General features: G+C 39.1%; 15 protein-coding genes. 3 read left to right on the top strand and 12 right to left on the bottom strand.

Annotated features, from left to right (window positions below; all coding sequences use genetic code 11):
- Positions 1-142 precede the first annotated feature (142 nt).
- The 12 genes from AB7942_RS14045 to AB7942_RS13990 all read right to left on the bottom strand — a co-directional run bounded on the left by AB7942_RS14045 (position 143) and on the right by AB7942_RS13990 (position 14,977).
- A complete protein-coding gene (locus AB7942_RS14045) occupies positions 143-1,300 on the bottom strand; it encodes a GntR family transcriptional regulator (protein ID WP_369447325.1) in 1,158 nt (385 codons plus the stop codon).
- Between the two features lie 236 nt (positions 1,301-1,536).
- Positions 1,537-2,484 (bottom strand): mannose-6-phosphate isomerase, class I, encoded by a 948-nt coding sequence (gene manA / locus AB7942_RS14040; RefSeq protein ID WP_369447439.1) that lies wholly within the window; start codon positions 2,482-2,484, stop codon positions 1,537-1,539.
- Positions 2,485-2,504: 20 nt separating this feature from the next.
- Positions 2,505-3,371 carry an ROK family protein gene (locus AB7942_RS14035; RefSeq protein ID WP_369447324.1) on the bottom strand — a complete coding sequence of 289 codons (867 nt, stop codon included), beginning with the start codon at positions 3,369-3,371 and terminating at the stop codon, positions 2,505-2,507.
- 26 nt (positions 3,372-3,397) lie between these two features.
- Positions 3,398-4,627, bottom strand: coding sequence for an MFS transporter (locus tag AB7942_RS14030; RefSeq protein WP_369447323.1), 1,230 nt, complete (start codon positions 4,625-4,627; stop codon positions 3,398-3,400).
- 55 nt (positions 4,628-4,682) lie between these two features.
- Entirely contained in the window at positions 4,683-5,675 is a 993-nt protein-coding gene (locus AB7942_RS14025; RefSeq protein WP_369447322.1) for a zinc-dependent alcohol dehydrogenase family protein, read from the bottom strand.
- Positions 5,672-8,194: a beta-mannosidase gene (locus AB7942_RS14020; RefSeq protein ID WP_369447321.1), complete on the bottom strand. Its 2,523-nt coding sequence runs from the start codon at positions 8,192-8,194 to the stop codon at positions 5,672-5,674. Before AB7942_RS14020 ends, AB7942_RS14025 begins: the two co-directional genes overlap by 4 nt.
- A 124-nt stretch (positions 8,195-8,318) precedes the next feature.
- A complete protein-coding gene (locus tag AB7942_RS14015; RefSeq protein WP_369447320.1) occupies positions 8,319-9,383 on the bottom strand; it encodes a BtaManbiosPhlase in 1,065 nt (354 codons plus the stop codon).
- Positions 9,384-9,414: 31 nt separating this feature from the next.
- Complete coding sequence (locus AB7942_RS14010; RefSeq protein ID WP_369447319.1) at positions 9,415-10,359, bottom strand: MTP-1 family protein; 945 nt, start codon at positions 10,357-10,359, stop codon at positions 9,415-9,417.
- Positions 10,337-11,941: a glycoside hydrolase family 13 protein gene (locus AB7942_RS14005; RefSeq protein WP_369447438.1), complete on the bottom strand. Its 1,605-nt coding sequence runs from the start codon at positions 11,939-11,941 to the stop codon at positions 10,337-10,339. Before AB7942_RS14005 ends, AB7942_RS14010 begins: the two co-directional genes overlap by 23 nt.
- A 24-nt stretch (positions 11,942-11,965) precedes the next feature.
- The gene (locus tag AB7942_RS14000; RefSeq protein WP_088089797.1) at positions 11,966-12,796 is read right to left on the bottom strand and encodes a carbohydrate ABC transporter permease; all 831 of its coding nucleotides are present in this window, start codon (positions 12,794-12,796) and stop codon (positions 11,966-11,968) included.
- Positions 12,783-13,661 (bottom strand): carbohydrate ABC transporter permease, encoded by an 879-nt coding sequence (locus AB7942_RS13995; protein WP_369447318.1) that lies wholly within the window; start codon positions 13,659-13,661, stop codon positions 12,783-12,785. The genes AB7942_RS14000 and AB7942_RS13995 overlap by 14 nt, the downstream gene beginning before the upstream one ends.
- Positions 13,661-14,977, bottom strand: coding sequence for an extracellular solute-binding protein (locus tag AB7942_RS13990; RefSeq protein ID WP_335439239.1), 1,317 nt, complete (start codon positions 14,975-14,977; stop codon positions 13,661-13,663). The genes AB7942_RS13995 and AB7942_RS13990 overlap by 1 nt, the downstream gene beginning before the upstream one ends.
- A 466-nt stretch (positions 14,978-15,443) precedes the next feature.
- Here AB7942_RS13990 and AB7942_RS13985 point away from each other — a divergent pair, with 466 nt between their 5' ends.
- The 3 genes from AB7942_RS13985 to AB7942_RS13975 all read left to right on the top strand — a co-directional run bounded on the left by AB7942_RS13985 (position 15,444) and on the right by AB7942_RS13975 (position 18,795).
- Positions 15,444-16,475 (top strand): LacI family DNA-binding transcriptional regulator, encoded by a 1,032-nt coding sequence (locus AB7942_RS13985; RefSeq protein WP_369447317.1) that lies wholly within the window; start codon positions 15,444-15,446, stop codon positions 16,473-16,475.
- Positions 16,472-16,993 carry an AAA family ATPase gene (locus AB7942_RS13980; protein ID WP_483310874.1) on the top strand — a complete coding sequence of 174 codons (522 nt, stop codon included), beginning with the start codon at positions 16,472-16,474 and terminating at the stop codon, positions 16,991-16,993. Before AB7942_RS13985 ends, AB7942_RS13980 begins: the two co-directional genes overlap by 4 nt.
- A gap of 68 nt (positions 16,994-17,061) precedes the next feature.
- Positions 17,062-18,795, top strand: a complete 1,734-nt coding sequence (locus AB7942_RS13975; RefSeq protein ID WP_369447315.1) for a phospho-sugar mutase — start codon at positions 17,062-17,064, stop codon at positions 18,793-18,795.
- Positions 18,796-18,799: the final 4 nt, after the last annotated feature.

The following is an 18,799-nucleotide window of genomic DNA, read 5'->3' as shown; positions in this document are numbered from 1 at the left end:
ATATATTATATCGCTCGATAACATATGTCAATTAAATGACTGAATACTCAAAAAATTTCTGTTTGTAAATCAAAAAAGCATGCTAGCCTTAGAAAAAAGGACGCAAGCTTATTTAACTTTATATTTATATAGGTACTACTATTTACTTGTACTGAATTGAGCTAGTCGAGGCTCCTTTAACGAGATCGAATTCAATATAGATATGTTGCGGGACACTTTCTCCATTTAATTTAGCTAATAATAAATCGACTGCTTTTTCAGCCATGATTTCCTCATTTTGCTTGATATAAGTAAACTTCGGCTCCAAGTTAGTATATGGATTATCAAAACACACAACGGAATAATCCTCTGGTATTTTCTTGCCCAAATCCTTTAGAATTAATGAAAGTAGTAGTACTAGATCATATTCACAAACGACAAATGCGGTTAATTCAGGATGCTGCAAAATGAATCTTTTAATTTTATCAAGATCTTCTTCTTTTATTTGTTTTAACTGTTCGCTATGAACATTCAAAGGGAGACTACTCATTAAATTAGTCAGCATGTAATCAGGGTTTAATTTCAGTCCTTGACGTGAAAATGCGATATGAAACCCGTTAATCCTTTCCTCTATCGCAGAGATTCCTTCTGGTGGAGGTGAAATAATAGCAATCTTCTCGTGTCCTAAGGAAATCAAATAATCTGTAAGTTGTTGGCTAGCAAGAGTATTGTCTGTACTTACCGAACTTGCAGGTATCCCTTTCAAAAAACGATCCGCTAAAACAAACGGAAAATCACTTAGAACTATTTTCAAAAGAGCATTGTTATAGTGTTCACCGTTTACAGGAATCATGATTAAACCATCCACTCCAAGTTGAAGCATCGAAGTGATTGTCTTCTCTTCTTCTTCAATTAATCCATAAGTTCGTTTAATTAATAAGTGAATATTTAGTTTTGAACAAACTTTTTCCACTGTTTTCACAAAATTCAATCCAAAATATTCAGAAAAATCAGGAAGTATCAACCCTACTAACCGCATTTCGTCCTCTTCACTTGTGGGGATAAATACATCTTTTAAATTATGATTCAGTTCATCTGGAACAGGAGGTACAGTCGTAACAAAAGAACCCTTCCCCCTAATTCGTTCAATTATCTTCTTTTCAGCTAAAATGTCTAAAGCTTTCTTTGACGTAATACGACTTACATTAAATTTTTCAGCTAATTCCTTTTCAGATGGTACACGATTTCCTTTATTTAAGTCGCCGTCCTGGATCTTTTCTAATATATACGTATATATTTTTTCGTATAAGGGAGTATTCACGTAATCATCGCCTTGTAATATAGTTGTTATATAAAATATAACAACTATTGCACATTATTACAAACACAAAATAAGGAAAAAACAGAATACAAGAAAAAATAGGCTACCTCACACCAAAAGAATTTGGATTGAAGGTAGCTTAAATGGTGTTCTAAATGGGTCTCATTTCGGTAGGTAAACTCAGACCTTTACGCTTTATTATTCACATTTCACCATTTCAATTCATAATTTACTACTTATGGATGAGATACAATTAACTCACAATCCCCGTCTACTTCAAATCCTCGTATTCCCACGGGAATGATGAAATGTGTTCCTTTTGTTAGCGTATATGTCTCACCATTGTGAACAAGTGTCCCCTCACCTTTGATCACACTTAGAAGCAAATATCGATCATCAAATGAAAAAGCAGCTTGCCCATTAACATCCCATTTGTAAACGGAGAAAAACTCAGACTCCACAAACGTGGTGATGGTTACATTCCCCCGCTCCTCAACTTTAGGAGCAACCCCAGCATCTTGATGAGGCACAGTTGTCACATCAATCGCTTTTTCTAAATGAAGCTCACGCAAATTCCCTTCCGCATCTCGACGATCATAATCATACACTCGGTAAGTTGTGTCAGAGCTTTGCTGCGTTTCTAAAACTAGCGTTCCTTCACATAAAGCATGGATGGTTCCGCTTGGAACGTAGAAAAAGTCGCCTGGCTTGATTTTGACTCTGCGCAGCAGCTCGTTCCATTTCCCATCATTAATTTGCTCGACGAATTCTTCTTTTGTTTTCGCATTATGGCCGAAGATCATGTCGGCGCCTTCTTTACAATCGAGGATATACCAGCATTCGGTTTTACCAAGATCCCCATTTTCATAAACCTTCGCATAAGAATCCTCAGGATGGACCTGAACGGATAAATCCATGTTCGCATCCAATATTTTCGTTAAAAGTGGAAAAACCTCTTCCTTCGGGTTTCCAAAAAGCTCTGGATGTTTCCCCCATAGCAAGTCCAATGACATTCCAGCATACGGTCCATTCTCAATAATCGAAGGTCCATTCGGATGAGCGGAAATTGCCCAGCATTCCCCTGTTTGATTATTTGGAATCTCGTACCCAAATTCAGTTTGTAAGGCGGTCCCGCCCCAAATTCGCTCTTTAAAAACTGGTCTTAAAAATAATGGTTGCACTATTATTACCTCCAAAAGTATCTTTAATTTTCCTCTTGATATGCTTGATGAGCAAGCATGAGCGATCCTGTAATACCCGCATTGTCACCTAAACCAGGACCGACAATATATTCAGTAAGATCCGGCAAAGCCACATACTCATTAATAAATTCCTTTAAATACTTATAAACAGAAGTAAACACCTGTTTTTGATTCATAACTCCCCCGCCTAGGATGATTTTTTTCGGCGAGAGAATCAATACATATTGCATCAGGGCTTGGGCAATATAGTAGCCTTCTAGGTCCCAAACTTCCATTCGATCAACAAGTTGATCTCCTTTTGCTCCCCAGCGCTCTTCAATGGCAGGACCAGCAGCTAGACCTTCTAAGCAATCGTGGTGATAGGGGCACTTCCCTTGAAACTCGTCATTTGGATGCCGTCTTACAAGAATATGCCCCATTTCAGGGTGTGAAAATCCTTGAAGAAGCTTCCCTTGAACAATTGCACCTGCCCCAATTCCAGTACCAACTGTAATGTACAAGCAGCTGTCCAAACCTTTAGCTGCACCAAAGGTTACTTCTCCTAAGGCTGCAGCATTAACATCGGTATTGAATCCAATTGGAACAGAAAAAGCGTCTTTTAATACTTGTACAAAAGGATAATCTTTCCAAGGTGTTTTAGGAGTTGATGTAATATATCCGTAAGTATCACTTTCCCGATTCACATCAATTGGACCGAACGAACCCACACCAATTGCTTTTACGGGATATTGCTTGAAAAATTCAATCACCTTTGGCATCGTTTCTGCCGGTACTGTGGTTGGAATCTGAATACGGTCTATGATATTCCCCTTTTCATCGCCAACTGCACAAACAAACTTTGTTCCTCCAGCTTCAATTGCACCCAACATACATAAATTCCTCCAAATAAGAATTTCTACATTTCATTAGAACTAAGAACAGATTCCTTTGTTGATTTTCTCCAAATAAAATATAGGAATGGAATCATGAGGACATATATAATCGGAAAAAGACTAAACGAGACAGGTAAAAGCAGGTCAAAATCAAAGTATTTTCTCATCGCTAAAAACAAAAATACTCCGATGATTCTACCAACACCGAGTGGAATTTCTCGGATAATGATATAGTCCAAGCGCTTTTCCTTGTACTCGGGGTCCTTCTCAATTGCTTCATAAATCATGGCACTCATCGAGGTGGTAATCATATTTTGTGCTAATGGAGAGACAATTCCAAAAATAATCAACGAAATAAGGACAGGAAGGACCGATAACAAAACAGAACTCAAAAATATACTGACCGAACCGATCGCATAAATGGCGAGACGATATTTCGGATTAGAGAACTTAGCGAGCAGATAGAATGTAGCAATGGCAACAAGCTCAGCAGCCATATTATAAACTCCTAAACTTAATTCTCCACCAGCTACTTTGAAGGTAATCATCGTAATCAAAAAGGTCCCGTACACGCCTGATACAATCCCATCAGCAAACATTACCTTATACATCTTCTTCCATTCCTGTGATGGATTCTTGATGACATCCCAAAAATAACTTTTTGCTGTAATCGGGTGTCCCTTCACTTTTAGAGAGGTTAAAAAGGATATAAAAAAGAATACACAGGTTCCAATAAAAACGACATAATACCCCAGCATCCCTTCTAATTGCGAGATGATGACACCTGAGAGAAGCGGGCCGATTACACCTCCTATGGTAAATAGAATTCCTTGAACATATAAAAATTGATCCCGATTATCATTGGTTGTTAAGTCTAATACGGCCAAATGCATGCCAACATAATACAGGCTCATTGCCAACCCAGTTGAAAATCCTAACAACATGATATGATCACTTAATGTGTCATGAAAAATAAGCATAATCAAATAGGTAATCAGATAAAAAACAAATCCTAAACGCATCGTAATCATCGGACTCGTTTTCCTTGCGAGCCAGCCACAAAGTCCAAAACAAAAGATGATCGCGATGGACCAATACAAACTATAATAAGCTAGCAGTGAAAAGGTTTTATCCAGTTTCCATAAGAAAACACTTTGAAAAACACCTGACAATACCCCGCCAAAGGAAAATAAGGCATTCATCAGTAAATAGAACTTTAATTCCGTAGAAAAAGACTTAAAAATTTGAAACATTCTTTGATCTCCTTTTGCAGCAGTGTTGGCCTAGAAGGGCCGATAACTCCTGCAACTAGTGGTTAATAATCGCTTTTGACACTTTAAGAATAGGAAAGTTAGCCATTGCTTCTGGCAGCTCTTCGACAGTAAAACGATGAGAGATCAGCGACTCGACATCCACCACTCTTTTGGCAATAAGTGAAATAGCTTCTTCATGGGTAAATGGGTTCACGAACGAACCCTTAATGGTAAGTTCTTTTGAAAAAATTTCAAATGGCGAAACAGAAATAACAGTTTCTGGCGCTGCCACCCCAAAAAGTAACACTTGGCCGCCTTTTGCTGCTGATTTAACCGCCAATTCCATACTATCCGCTCTGCCCACACATTCAATCACAACATCTGCTTCTAGCTTAGAAGCATTTATTGGATGGACCACGTCATCAGCACCCAGCTTATAAAGAAGCTCTCTTTTGTTCTCCTCAGGTTCACTCACAATGATAGAATCAACATTTTGCTGTTTGACCAATTGTAAAAACAATTGTCCAATAAAACCGCCGCCAATAATAAGTACCTTACTTAAGGGTGACAACTCAACCTTCCTAAATCCATGTAAAACACAGCCTAAAGGTTCGACAAGCGCAGCCTCTTCAAAAGTCATTTGGTCTGGGAGCTTGTAACAATTGGCATCCGGCACAACACAATACTCACCCATGCCGCCATCCCTTGTTACACCTACCGCCTGAAGATGATTACATAAATGAGCCCGGTTGCTGCGGCAATACTCACATGTACTGCAATAGATATTCGGATCAATCGAAACTCGATCCCCTTTTTGGAGGATTGATACTTCTGCACCTACTTCCACTACTTCCCCTGCCAATTCATGACCGAGAACAATTGGGGGCTGGACTTCAGCTGAACCTGGATGACCATGATAAATATGCTGATCCGTACCGCAAATTCCACAGCTCTTTACCTTAACAATGACCTCTTTTGGTGATGGTGAACGATAGTTCCATTCCATTACCTCTATTTGCTTTGTTCCTTTCAAAACCGCCGCTTTCATTCGAATACCCCCTCTGTTTTCACACTATTAATGGCCTTCACTCTCAACGTCTCCCAAGGAATACCTTTCCCCTCAGCCTGTCCGACCTTAATCGTTCTGCTTTCATTTGGCAGTAAATCAAAGAAATTATCCTCGATTACAAGCTGCTCGATATCCATTTCAATCGTTACCATTCGCGCGAGTAGATTGGTTGAAATGGTCAATTCATTTCTCGCTTGGTCAATGGAAACGGTTAGTTCCGACTTCCCAAATCTCAAGTCCTTTTGATCGCGGAAATAATAGAAGTTTTCCTCGGTTTTATTACTTTTTGAACGGATCACGATGACAGCCTCTTCTGGCTGCAATCCACTAAGAGCATTCTGTTCTAAAACAACGTCCACTTGCTGCGAAACATTGGCTGGCACCGAAACTGTCCATTTTTTTGAAAAAACCTTTTCGCCATTCATTTGATATATAGCAAGTTCTATTTCATCCTGATAAGCTTCTAACCGGTCATTTACAACCCAAACCTTCAACTCTTTTCCAGGCTCATGATCAATTGTTAACAGAACCGGACTATAGAACTTTCTTGCATAATGATAGGAAGCCTTTGGCAATAAATAATAATCGATAACTGACCAGCTTGTACCCGGCCAGCAGTCATTTAACTGCCAAAATAACGCACCGCTTGTATGTGGTTTATTACGTCTGTAATGTTCGATTCCATACTTCAAACCTTCTGCTTGCGTTAACATCGAATAGGCAATGTATTCATCTAAATCCTTGGGAGCTCCTGTATATCCTTCCATTAGCAAAATTCCTTTTGGATGATGGATATCTTTATTCCGGTAAGCCATTTCTTCGCTTCCCCAGTAAAATTGATCCTTAGGGATATTTCGTTCTAATGTATAGCGATTGGAAGACGCATGCATGCCAAATTCACTGGCAAAGAGTGTGGTATCATTTTTAAAATTTTTAAATGACAGCCCTTCGACACTGTAATTCACTGTCTGTGGTTCCCCAAATGTCCTCGGCTCAATATTCCCGTGCCAAACTTGCCAATTATGCGTGTCGCCCTGCTCTCTTGAATTATGATCATTCCCACCAAATGGCGAGCTTGGCCAAAATAGACGTGTTGGATCGAGTTCTTCAAGTAATTCCGGCATTAATTCATGATAGATTTTTTCACCGTAAAAAGGATGAGTGATTTCACCTGATGAATACAACGCTTCATAGAGCCAATCATTCTCATTGTTTCCACACCAAAGTGCCAAGCAAGGATGATTACGCAGCCGTTTGACGACATGAATGATTTCCTCTTTGACGTTCGCCATAAAGTTCTTATTGTAATCAGGATACAGCGCACAGGAAAACATGAAATCCTGCCAGACCAAAATGCCAAGCCGATTACACTCGTCATAAAAAACCTCTTTTTCATAGATACCGCCGCCCCATACACGGAGCATGTTCATATTTGCATCTTTCGACATCTTGATTAAGTGCTTGTAACGGGAATCTGGAACAGCTCCAATGAAGCTATCAATCGGAATCCAATTGGCACCTTTAGCAAACACCTTTTCACCATTTAAAACAAAGGTAAAACAATGGCTTCCTTCTTCATCCTTACGCATTACTTCAATCGTTCTAATCCCGAAGTCTTCTTGGTGATCATCCACTTTCACACCATCCGCAAGCAGTTCAACCTTTAGTTGATAAAGATGAGGCGTGCCAATATCATGTGTCCACCATAGCTTTGGATTTTCCACTTCCAATACAACGGTTGCTTGTTTGCTGTCCACTTTTCCTTTAGTTGAGTAACTTTCTGCCCCATCGGAAAGGGTAACATCGACCACACAATCTTTATCTTTTCTAAATGAAGCTATATCCACTTCGACCTCAATAATTGCTTTGTCAGGTGAAATTGATTTCGTTTTAGCAAATACCGAGTCTATTTTGGAAAAAGTTCTTTTCTCTAAATGAACTTCCTTCCAAATCCCAGCAGCCACTAAGCGCGGACCCCAGTCCCAGCCATAATGGCTTTGTGCTTTCCTCGTCCAGATTCGTTTCTTGCTAAATCCTGACCAATAATACTGAACCTTGTCTTTCACGTGAACATGGACTGGATCAAATTTTACCGCCAAAACATTTTTCCCTTGCTTAAGCTCACGAGCAACCTCGAAGCTGTGACTGATATACATATTCTCCGTTGAACCAAGCTCTACACCATTTAAATAAACGGTAGCAAATGTGTCCAAACCTTCAAAAATCAACTCATAGCGGTGGTCTTTACTAATTTCATCATTGAACTCAAAAGTATTACGATACCACCACACCTTTTCCTCCACCCACTGACACTTTAAATCATTGTGTCCGTAAAAAGGATCTTCAATTAACTTTCGGTCAATCAATGTTGAATGAACATCACCAGGTACTGATGCTGTCATCCAGAAGTAATCAATATATTCAGGAGCAGCGACCTCAAGATCACGTGCAGCTCTTACATCAAAATGTTTTATTTTCCAGTTATCATTTATTTTCATAGTACGTCACCTGCCATTGTAAAAATGCTTACGATATATCAGTTTTACTCGAAGCTTATATAAGGTTAAAACATAGTAAAAAGGCCAAAATCAGTCTCGCGATTTTGGCACTTATTTTTTCAAATTATAGATAAGTCAATGAATCCAAGATTTCTTTTAAGCTTAATTCCGCACAAGCCATTGATGTATCAGCAACGCCGTAGAACATTTTAACTACATCACCTTCAACGACAGCTCCACATGAAAAGACTACATTTCCAAAGAAACCTTCTACCTCATAATCTGCTTCAGGTTCTAGAATCGGTTGATTTGAACGAGCAATGACCTTCGCTGGATTTTCTAAATCCAGTAATACTGCTCCCATACAATAGCGGTGATCATCAGTTGCACCATGGTAAAGCTCCAGCCAGCCTTTTTCCGTTTTAAACGGAACCGCTCCTCCGCCCATACGTGCGCTATCCCACATGCCTTCCCGTAAACCGAGTAAATGCTTGTGATTACCCCAATGCAGGAGGTTCGTTGATTCAGCAATCCACATTTCTGGTTCCCCTACACTTTTCGGAACAGGTCGATGGATCGCATAATATTTTCCATTAATTTTTTCAGGGAAAATTAACACATCTTTATTTTCCGGTGCAAAAATCATTCCATGATGTTCAATTGTTACGAAGTCCTTTGTGGAAACCATCGATTCTCCCACACCTACAGGTGAAACCGCACTAAAATAGATATAATAGGTATCTTCAATTTTAGTAATCCTCGGATCCTCGATCCCAAATGTTTCTAACTCATTAGATGGGTAAACTAACGGATTCTCATCAATCGTGAAATGATGACCACCATCTTTGCTTCTTGCAATTCGTAAGTATGCGATAGATGTTAAATAGTCCCATGAATGTTTATCCCCGCTTTTCCGAATCACACGTGGATCAGAGAAATCATAAGTAGGATCATCTAAACGGAATTCTATAATTTCAAGTTCGTTTGCTGTTGGATTATAAATAGGTGCTTTCACAATATTAGCGTCTTCACTGATTGGGCGCTCTGCTACACGAAGAAGCATAATAATTTCATCGTTATAGGTGGCAATCCCTGCATTAAATGCACCAATAACTTCAAAATCAGCTCGATGTGGTTTCACATCTGCTGGAGTGACTAATGGGTTCTCTTCATATCTATATACATTCATATTATTTACTCCCTCTATAGTTTTATCGGATTTATTGCTCGTATTGTAAAAACGGATCGACGATGGTAATTTTTTGAGCTTCCGCATCACTAATTCCTGCATAAACATCAGCCGTTCCATCTTGTTTTCGAACTAACCCGCCGCTAAACACGACATCCACTAAGTCTGGGCGCTTCGTTGGACCAGGTAGGAACTGACTTCTTGTTGCGATTAGCTCCATGTCAGAGAATACGCCCGTTTCCGGGTCAATCGCAAACACCATTGGGTAATAATGGCGGTTTCCTTCATCATCAAAGTAGGCAACATGTCCCAATACTCCAACAAGACCATTTGATAAAAGGTGCGGCTCGTTCGCTCCGCCCCATTCTTCATCAATGAACTGCCCTTGTAGTAACGGTGCTTCGTTAACCACATCAATTGTCAATTCTTCTAATGAAGAAATTCGAGTCCAGCCAATTTTTCCTCTTCCGCCTTTTTCACCCTGAGGTCTCGTTAATACCCCTATGCTGCCATCCTTTAGCTCTACTAATCGAAGGTCTTTCATCCCGTCTGGACCTTTTGCAAATTCTTGTAAGCTTGCAATCGATTGACCTTTATAAAAAACAGTTCTCCAGCCAAATTGTCCTTCATTGGTTGGATGAGGGAAAATTTGAACGCCCCCCAATACTAGCTCTCCAGCAATTCGAGTAAAAAAAGGATCTTGTAATTCAAGAACGGGTGCCTTTTCTCTTGGAACCCAATCACCGTTTCTCTCGACAAAGAAGTATACATTGGAATGTTCACTGTCACGTGACTCCACTCGTCCGGCAATTACAAGCTCCCCTTCATCTTCAAACGGCGCACTAATATTATAGACATCATTTTCACCAATGCCTGAGAATACAATTTTTTCAGGATTGGTTGGTTGTGTTTTCGAAGTATATTCCTCTAAAAGCTGTTCACAAGTTTGAGCATTACCTTTCCTTAACAAGGCCATTTCCTATTTCCCCCTTTAAGATCATTGCTTCATTCGCTAAAATTCTTATGACGTTTTCGCCATCCAACGTCGTTCTCTTCGTCGAAAGTAACAACTTCATATCAGCTGCTACTTCAAGCGTTTTTGGTTGATCTGTGAAATTCAAAACTACTAATATATTTTCAAATGAATCCGTTCTGACGAAATAGATCATTCCATCTTCATTCCGCAAAAATTTATAATCTCCGCACTGTAGTGATGAATGTTCCTTTCTCAGCTTCAGCAATTTTTTATAAAAAGAAAGCATCGATTCCGGATCACTAATCTGGTTTTCAACAGTAACTTTGTCTGCATCCTTCGGAACAGCAATCCACGGCAGCCCCTCTGAAAAGCCGGCATTGGAATGTGAATTCCATTGCATCGGGGTACGTGACTTGTCGCGAGATTTTTCATTTGCAACAACTAGGGCTTCCTCATGTGACTTACCCGCTTGTAGTGCGAGCGTATAGCCCATGATTCCTTGAACATCTTTCATTTTCGATAGGTCGTCTGTAATCCAATCTCTCATCCCGATTTCATCACCAAAATAGATGAACGGAACACCCTTCGCCGTCAGCATCAAAGAAGCAATCAGCTTGGCCCGATCCTCATCGGCGCCAAATCTTGAAATATACCGCGACATATCATGACTCGAAAAGAATAATGTTGGAATTTGAGATGAATCATACGTTTGCTCTGTTTCAACTAATTGCAAAAAGAGCTTATCCGCATCAAACTCACCAATACTCCCGATATTAAAATTAAAGACAACATCTAATTTGTTAAGGCCCGAATATTGTTTTAGAATGTTCAAGTCCTCGGAACCTACCTCACCAACAAGGAATTTATCAGGATATTGATGAACAAACTCCGCAATCTCCTCAATAACGGTTAAAACACCCTCCTGGTCCTTATCATATAAATGGATTTGTTCCTCATCATATGGATTGTCCTGAAATGAATCGTTTACCTTTAGGAAATTGATGACATCTAACCGGAAACCGTCGACTCCCTTTTCAAGCCAAAATTTCATCACATCAAACATGGCATGTTTCACTTCAGGATTGGCCCAATTTAAATCAACCTGTTCCTTCGCAAAGGCATGGTAATAATATTGGTTCGTCCTAGCATCGTATTCCCATGCTGGACCGCCAAAGAAAGACTCCCAATTGTTCGGCTCATCTCTCCAGATATACCAATCACGTTTCGGATGCTCCTTTGATGACTTTGATTCTTGGAACCATAGATGTTCAGAAGAAGTGTGATTGAGTACTAAATCTGCTATTACCTTGATCCCACGTTGATGTGCTTCTTGAATAAACGTTTCAAAATCCGCCATCGTTCCATAATCCGGATCAATCCCATAATAGTCAGAAATGTCATAGCCGTTATCGACTTTAGGTGAGGGATAAAAGGGAGTGAGCCATAGACCGTCAATCCCTAATTCCTTTAAATAGTCGAGTTTTGATGTGATTCCAACAAAATCGCCGATTCCATCACCGTTTCCATCTTTAAAGCTTGGCATATAGATTTCATAAAAAGTCGATTGTTTCCACCATTTCACCATAGTGTTAGAACTCCAATTCTATTACTTAAGTGTAAATTGCATACCTTCTTGGAATTTTTTCGCGAACAGCAAGAAAATAATAATGATCGGAAGTGTTAACAACACAGATGCTGCGTACATCGGGCCTGGATAGCCGCCGTATGGACCGAACATTTGTGATAAAAGGACGTTCAGCGTGAGCATATTATCGCTCTTCGCCACTAACATATCCCATAACAACTCAGTCCATCTTTCCATAAACAAGAATAAGAAGATAACAGTCGTAATCGATTTCGACATCGGCAGCACGACTTTAAACATAATTTGCAATTCACTCGCACCATCTAATTTTGCCGCTTCAATAAATGTATCTGGTATCGCCTTAAAGAAGTTCGTATACATAAACACCGCCCACAAACTCATCGCTTTCGGCAAAATCATTCCCCAATAAGAGTCATACATTCCGAGTCGTTGAATCACAAGGAACGTCGGAATTAACAAAATAATCGCTGGGAAAAACATTTGAAATAAAATAACGTTATTAACTGTGTCTCTTCCTTTAAAGGGCATTTTCGCTAATGCATAAGCAACCATTACCCCAGTTACCATCATTAAAAAGGTTGAAGCACCTGATACAATAAAACTGTTAATAAACGCATTAAGCCATGGCCTCGGGATGACTGCTTCTCCTCCACCGAGCAGCCATTGATACGACTTCAAGCTGTACTCTGTTGGAATTAGCTTCTTATCTACTTGGTCCCAATCAGCAAAAGAATTTAGTACCATATAAATATACGGAAAGATCATAATCAGTAAGAGAACAACGGCAATTAGGTAACGAAACCATAATCCATTTTTCTTAGCTCCACCCATTTCGTTTCCCCCACATTTCTAAGAGTTTTCGAATGATTAAAATTGAAACAAACGTTACTACCGAAGCAATAATTGCAATCGCTGAAGCATAGCCTGCTTGAAGATTTGAGAACGCTCTTGTAAAAATCTCCATTTGCCATGTATTGGTTGCAAAATTTGGTCCACCGCCTGTTAATTGGTAAACCTCTGTGAAAATACCAAACGTAACACCGATTGATAAAATTAATACAGTGAATAAAGCAGGGTAAAGGAGCGGGAAAGTAATTTTCCAGAAACGCTGCCAAGGAGTTACCCCATCAATCATCGCCGCTTCGTATACTTCCTTACTAATGCTCTCAAAACCTGATGTTAAAATAAGGGCGTAGTACCCGGTGAATTTCCAAGCGATAATCATTGCAACCACAAAGAGTGCTGCAAACGGGCTTCCAAGCCAATTAATATCTAATCCAAGGGAGTCTCGCAAGAATTCATTTACCGGACTGTTGTACGATAAAATCCCTTTAACTATAAATGATGATACAACCCCAGATGCTAAATAAGGCAGGAAAAAACCAATTAAAAATAGCCCTTTAAATTTAGGTAGTCCTTGAACGATTAAGGCCACGATAATCGAAGATGCAACAACTAATGGTACAAATAAAGCCATAAATTTAAAGCTTACAAAAAATGCACTTTGGACACCCGGGCTCTTGAAAGCCTCCATATAATTATCAAATCCAACGAAACTAAAAGTTGGCGAAATTAGATTCCAATCGGTTAAGGATAAAAACAGCGACCACACTAGTGGAATCAGAAAGAAAACAACCGCATATATAAGATAAGGACTGGCAAATAGCCAGCCCATCCTTCCTTGCTTAGTGCTCATTATTTAAGAGCCCCCTCAATTGCTTCTTGCATATCCTTCCAGGCAGTTTTCGGATCTTTCTCACCTTTGACCACTGGATTAAAAGCATGTTGACCAATTAATGTTTGGATATCATTGTATTTCGCGTTATCCATTGGAGGGACACCATTTGGAACGGCAGCTGCATATGGTTGTAATGCTGGGTTTTTGTCAAAGAACGCTTTAAACGCATCATTTGATGTTAAATCATCACGAGCAGGTGGTAAGCTTGTCTTTTCAAGCCATTTCGCATCATTTTCAGGGTTCGAATATACCCACTTGATGAATTCCATCGCTGCTTTTTGTTCTTCTTTTGTTGCAGAAGCGTAAACAACTAGACCTTTTGTATCAGCAAACGTTTTAACATTGGCAGTATCCATACCATCTGGTACAGGTGGTGCTGCTAAAGTATAAGTTTCGTTGAATTTCATATCCGGGAATTTTTCTGCCCAGTAAGGAATAGTCCAAGGACCAACATCGACAAAGATTCCTAAACCACTTTCAAACGGATCTTTTGACTGTCTTGTTAATAATGCATCTGCTTTACGTAGATCATCCATTAAGCCAAGTACCTGTTCGCCAGCTTTTTTATCAGCAGTGAATTTCGTTCCTTCAACAAACTTGTTACCGTTTGATGCAGCATCATACAACATGAAGAAGTCGAACCATCTTTTCCAAGCTGTTGGGTCGGCAAGGTCTGCTTTTGCCCATAGATATTTCTTTGGATATTTTTCCTTTAATTTCTTCGCCACATCTAACATTTCGCTATATGTTTTTGGCGGCTCGTTATAGCCAAGTTCTTTTAAAATGTCCAATCTCCAACCAAATAACATCGCATTGGAGTAAATTGGTAATACATATTGGTGGCCGTCAGCGAATTCCCAGCTCTTCATCGTATTTTCCATGTTACGGTTTTTCTTAACTTCGTCCCATCCATCTAACTCATCTAATGGAACAAGTGCTTTACTGTCAGATAATTGGGCGGCAAAACCACGATTAATATTTTCAGACATAGTCGGTGCACTTTTACCAGCGATTGCAGATTGAATACTTGCTTCAGATGTTGGGCTTTCCTTCATCGGACTAACATTAACTTTGATTTTAGGATTTTCCTTTGTAAACTCTGCTGCTACTTCCTTCCAATACACTTGTTGTGTTGGGTTTGGCGCAGCCCAGAATTCGATCGTCGTTACTCCATCTTTTTTTCCTGTTTCTTGCTCTTTGTTACCTGTAGAGCAGGCAGCAAGACCAGAAACAGTAAGAGAAGCTGCAAATAAGATTGATGCTACTTTTTTCATTTTCATCTTCTATTCCTCCAATGACTAATATCTAATCCAATCTCTTATAAAAGTAGTAATGCCCTAATCAATTAGTAAACAATACAAATTATTACGTTGGTTCCAATGGCGTCATTTCCTCATCTGACAGCGCTACCAATAGCTTTCAAAAAAAAGTATACTATTTGTAATCCAAGTCAAAAATTATGGTATTAACCGAAACCCCTCATTTCTCAACATGCAATAATATAATTACAAAACAATATAATAATTATTTAGTAACGTTATTAATCACCTTACAAATGCAATTATTGCACCTTATTTTCATAATGTCAACTATTAATCATTAGATTGTAAAGTAAAAAGTGAATAACTTACAATGATTGTCATATACACGACTATTGTAATTTTTCTCTTGTAACGTTACAATATAATTACAAACAATTACAATTAATTATTATGATATACATAAAGGGAGAACAAAGAAATGGAAAAAAAAGTGACCATGCAGGATATAGCGGATCGGTTAAATATCTCGAAAAACTCCGTTTCCCAAGCATTATCTGGAAAGCCGGGAGTTAGCGAAGAAACCCGAAGGCTTGTACAAAATACTGCGGATGAACTAGGTTATTCCTATTCTAATAGTAGGAATCAAAAGCAAGTTGAAAAAAAGACACTAAAAAACATCGCTCTAATTGCTTCTGATTATGCTTTTTCCCTCAAAAGCTTTTTTGGTGAAATTTACTTAAGTATTGAAAAAGAACTGCGAGCACGTGGGATGAATTTATTTATTGAACCAATTGATAGCATTTCAATCGATAATTTAACGCTTCCTTCTTTATTAACAAATCATGAAATTGATGGAGTTATAATCTTATCTCATATTAGTACAGACTACACCGCGAAAATTATTAGTACTGGTATCCCTACGGTTTTAATTGATCATCACGAACCTTCCTTACAGTCCGATTCAATTCTGACAAACAATCGCTTTGGAGCATTTACGGCTGTCGAGCATCTCATTCAACTTGGACATCAGGACATAGCCTTTGTCGGTGACGTTGATATTTCTCCAAGCTATCAAGAGAGATTAGAAGGATACTTACTTGCTTTAAGAAGATATAGGATACAACCTAAGGAAGCATTCATGTTTACAAACGCACAGGAAAATTTAAATGAAATCAATTTATTCATCGATAACCTTGTTGACCAGCCTTCCGCATGGTTTTGCGTGAACGATGGCCACGGATTTCTAGTGACATCCGTTTTACAACAAAGAGGCTTCAAGGTACCTGAAGATGTCTCTGTATGCAGTTTTGACAATGGACAATTATCACAAATTGCCACTCCTGGGATTACGACAATGGATATCGATTTAAATTATTTTGGTAAAAAGGCAGTCGAACGGCTTTGTTGGAGAATGGAAAACAAAGATGAACCGATCCAGGAGATCCTGTTACCTACCAAATTAATCATAAGAGAGTCCACTGCTCAGAAAAAACAACAATCATCGGAGTGATTCATTTGAAAACCATTTATATTATTTCTGGACCTTGCGGAGTGGGTAAATCTACTCTTGCAAAAGAACTAGCACAAACAGTAAAGAAAAGTGCCCTTATTAAAGGCGATGACTTCCTCTCGATGTATAAGGAAGACTCAGCACCGCCTTGGGAAGAAAATTTAGCAATCATGTGGAAAAACATTCTTTCGGTTACGCAAACATTGATCCAGCATGATTACAATGTGATTATCGATATAGTAGTGGAAGATGAATTAGAATGGTTCTGTAGGCATTTTGCTTATCTGAATCTAAAAATTAAGTATGTAGTTTTGCAAGCTGATGAGGACATTTTAATAGAACGTTTGAATAAGCGTGGTGATCAATTTTTATTTGACCGCTCCTTATTTTTGCTAAATCAACTTGAGAATTCACCAGCAAATAAGATCCATCTTTACGACACCACTCATAAAAACCCGGCTGAAATATTAAAGGATATTATGAATTCTTCTGATTTTGATTTAGATATTTCAAAATAAGGTTTTTACCTTATTATATAGATTTAAAAAACACAGAATCCAGCAGTAAAGAACAGGGAGAGATGGCAATGGCTTGGGCAAAAGAGGCAGAAAAATGGTTTTCCTTTATCGGTTTAGAAGAAGATTTAAAAGAGAAGTTAATAGAAATCCAAACTAATAATAGTTTAGTAGAAGAGCATTTTTATAAACACCTTGAATTTGGTACTGGCGGAATGCGTGGAGAACTTGGCCCTGGTATTAATCGTTTAAATACGTATACTATCCGGAGGGCAGCGGAGGGTCTTGGACGTTATATTGCACAACAAGGGGAAGTGGCGAAACAACGTGGTGTTGTTATTGCTTACGATTCCCGCCATAAATCTCCGGAGTTTGCCTTAGAGGTGGCGAAAACAGTTGGAAAGTTTGGGATTAAGACATATATCTTTGAAGAGCTGCGTCCAACACCTGTTTTGTCATTTGCGCTTCGATATTTAAATGCTTTTTCTGGGGTGGTCATTACTGCTAGTCATAATCCCCCAGAATACAATGGCTTTAAAGTGTATGGTGAAGACGGCGGCCAGATTCCACCCGAAGCAGCCGACACCATTATTCATTATGTGAATGCTGTTGAAAATGAATTAAAAGTGGAAGTCGCGGAAGAACATCAATTACTTGCAAGTGGTTTATTAACTTACATTGGTGAACAGATAGATCATGCTTATGTAGAGCAATTAAAAACACTTCAATTAAACCCTGAATTGGTTCGAGAAGTGGCAAAAGACTTTAAAATCGTTTATTCTCCCTTACATGGTACTGGGAATAAACCAGTTCGCGCTGGATTGCAGGCATTTGGGTTTGAAAATGTTACCGTTGTTAAGGAACAGGAAAAGCCAGATGCTGATTTTTCAACGGTTAAATCCCCTAATCCCGAAGAACATGCGGCCTTTGCATTGGCTATTCAATATGGTGAACAAATAGATGCTGATATCCTGATGGCAACTGACCCCGATGCCGACCGATTAGGGGTAGCCGTTAAAAATAGTGATAATGAGTATGTCGTTTTAACCGGAAACCAAATGGGTGCGTTAATGCTTGAGTACCTGTTATCTCAGAAAAAAGCAGAAGGGATCCTGCCTAAAAATGGCGTGGTCATCAAAACGATCGTTACTTCTGAAATCGGCCGGGCGATTGCTGAACATTATGGTGTAAAAGCCATGGATACCCTAACAGGATTTAAGTTTATTGGAGAAAAGATAAACGAATTTGAACAAACAGGGCAGCATACCTTCCTGTTAGGTTACGAAGAAAGCTATGGTTATTTGATTGGCGATTTTGTCCGTGACAAGGATGCCGTTCAGTCGGCCGTTTTTGCTGCAGAAGTTGCAGCTTTCTATAAATCCAAAGGCATGACTATGTATGAAGGTCTATTATCCATCTTCGAAAAGTATGGTTTTTATCAAGAATCTCTTCAATCCATTACCTTAAAGGGGAAAGATGGAGCAGAACAGATTGCCAGATTAATGGATACATTTAGAAGTGAGAAGTTAGTTGAAGTTGTTGGAAAGAAAGTAGCAGCAATCGAAGATTATTCCACTTCAACGAAGTTTGTGAATGGTGCCGAAAGCAAGATAGACTTACCACGCTCCAATGTCTTGAAATATCATATGGCGGATGGTTCATGGTTCTGCCTTCGTCCATCTGGAACAGAACCAAAAGCTAAATTTTACTTTGCGGTCAAAGGTGAATCAATGGCAGCAAGCAAAGAAAAGCTGTCCGCAATCCAAAAAGCTGTCATGAATAAAGTAAATCAGATTCTAGCTTAGATTA

It is taken from the genome of Neobacillus sp. BF23-41 (assembly GCF_041106275.1).
The sequence above is the reverse complement of the archived record's forward strand: the minus strand, read 5'-3'. Positions and strand labels throughout refer to the sequence as shown.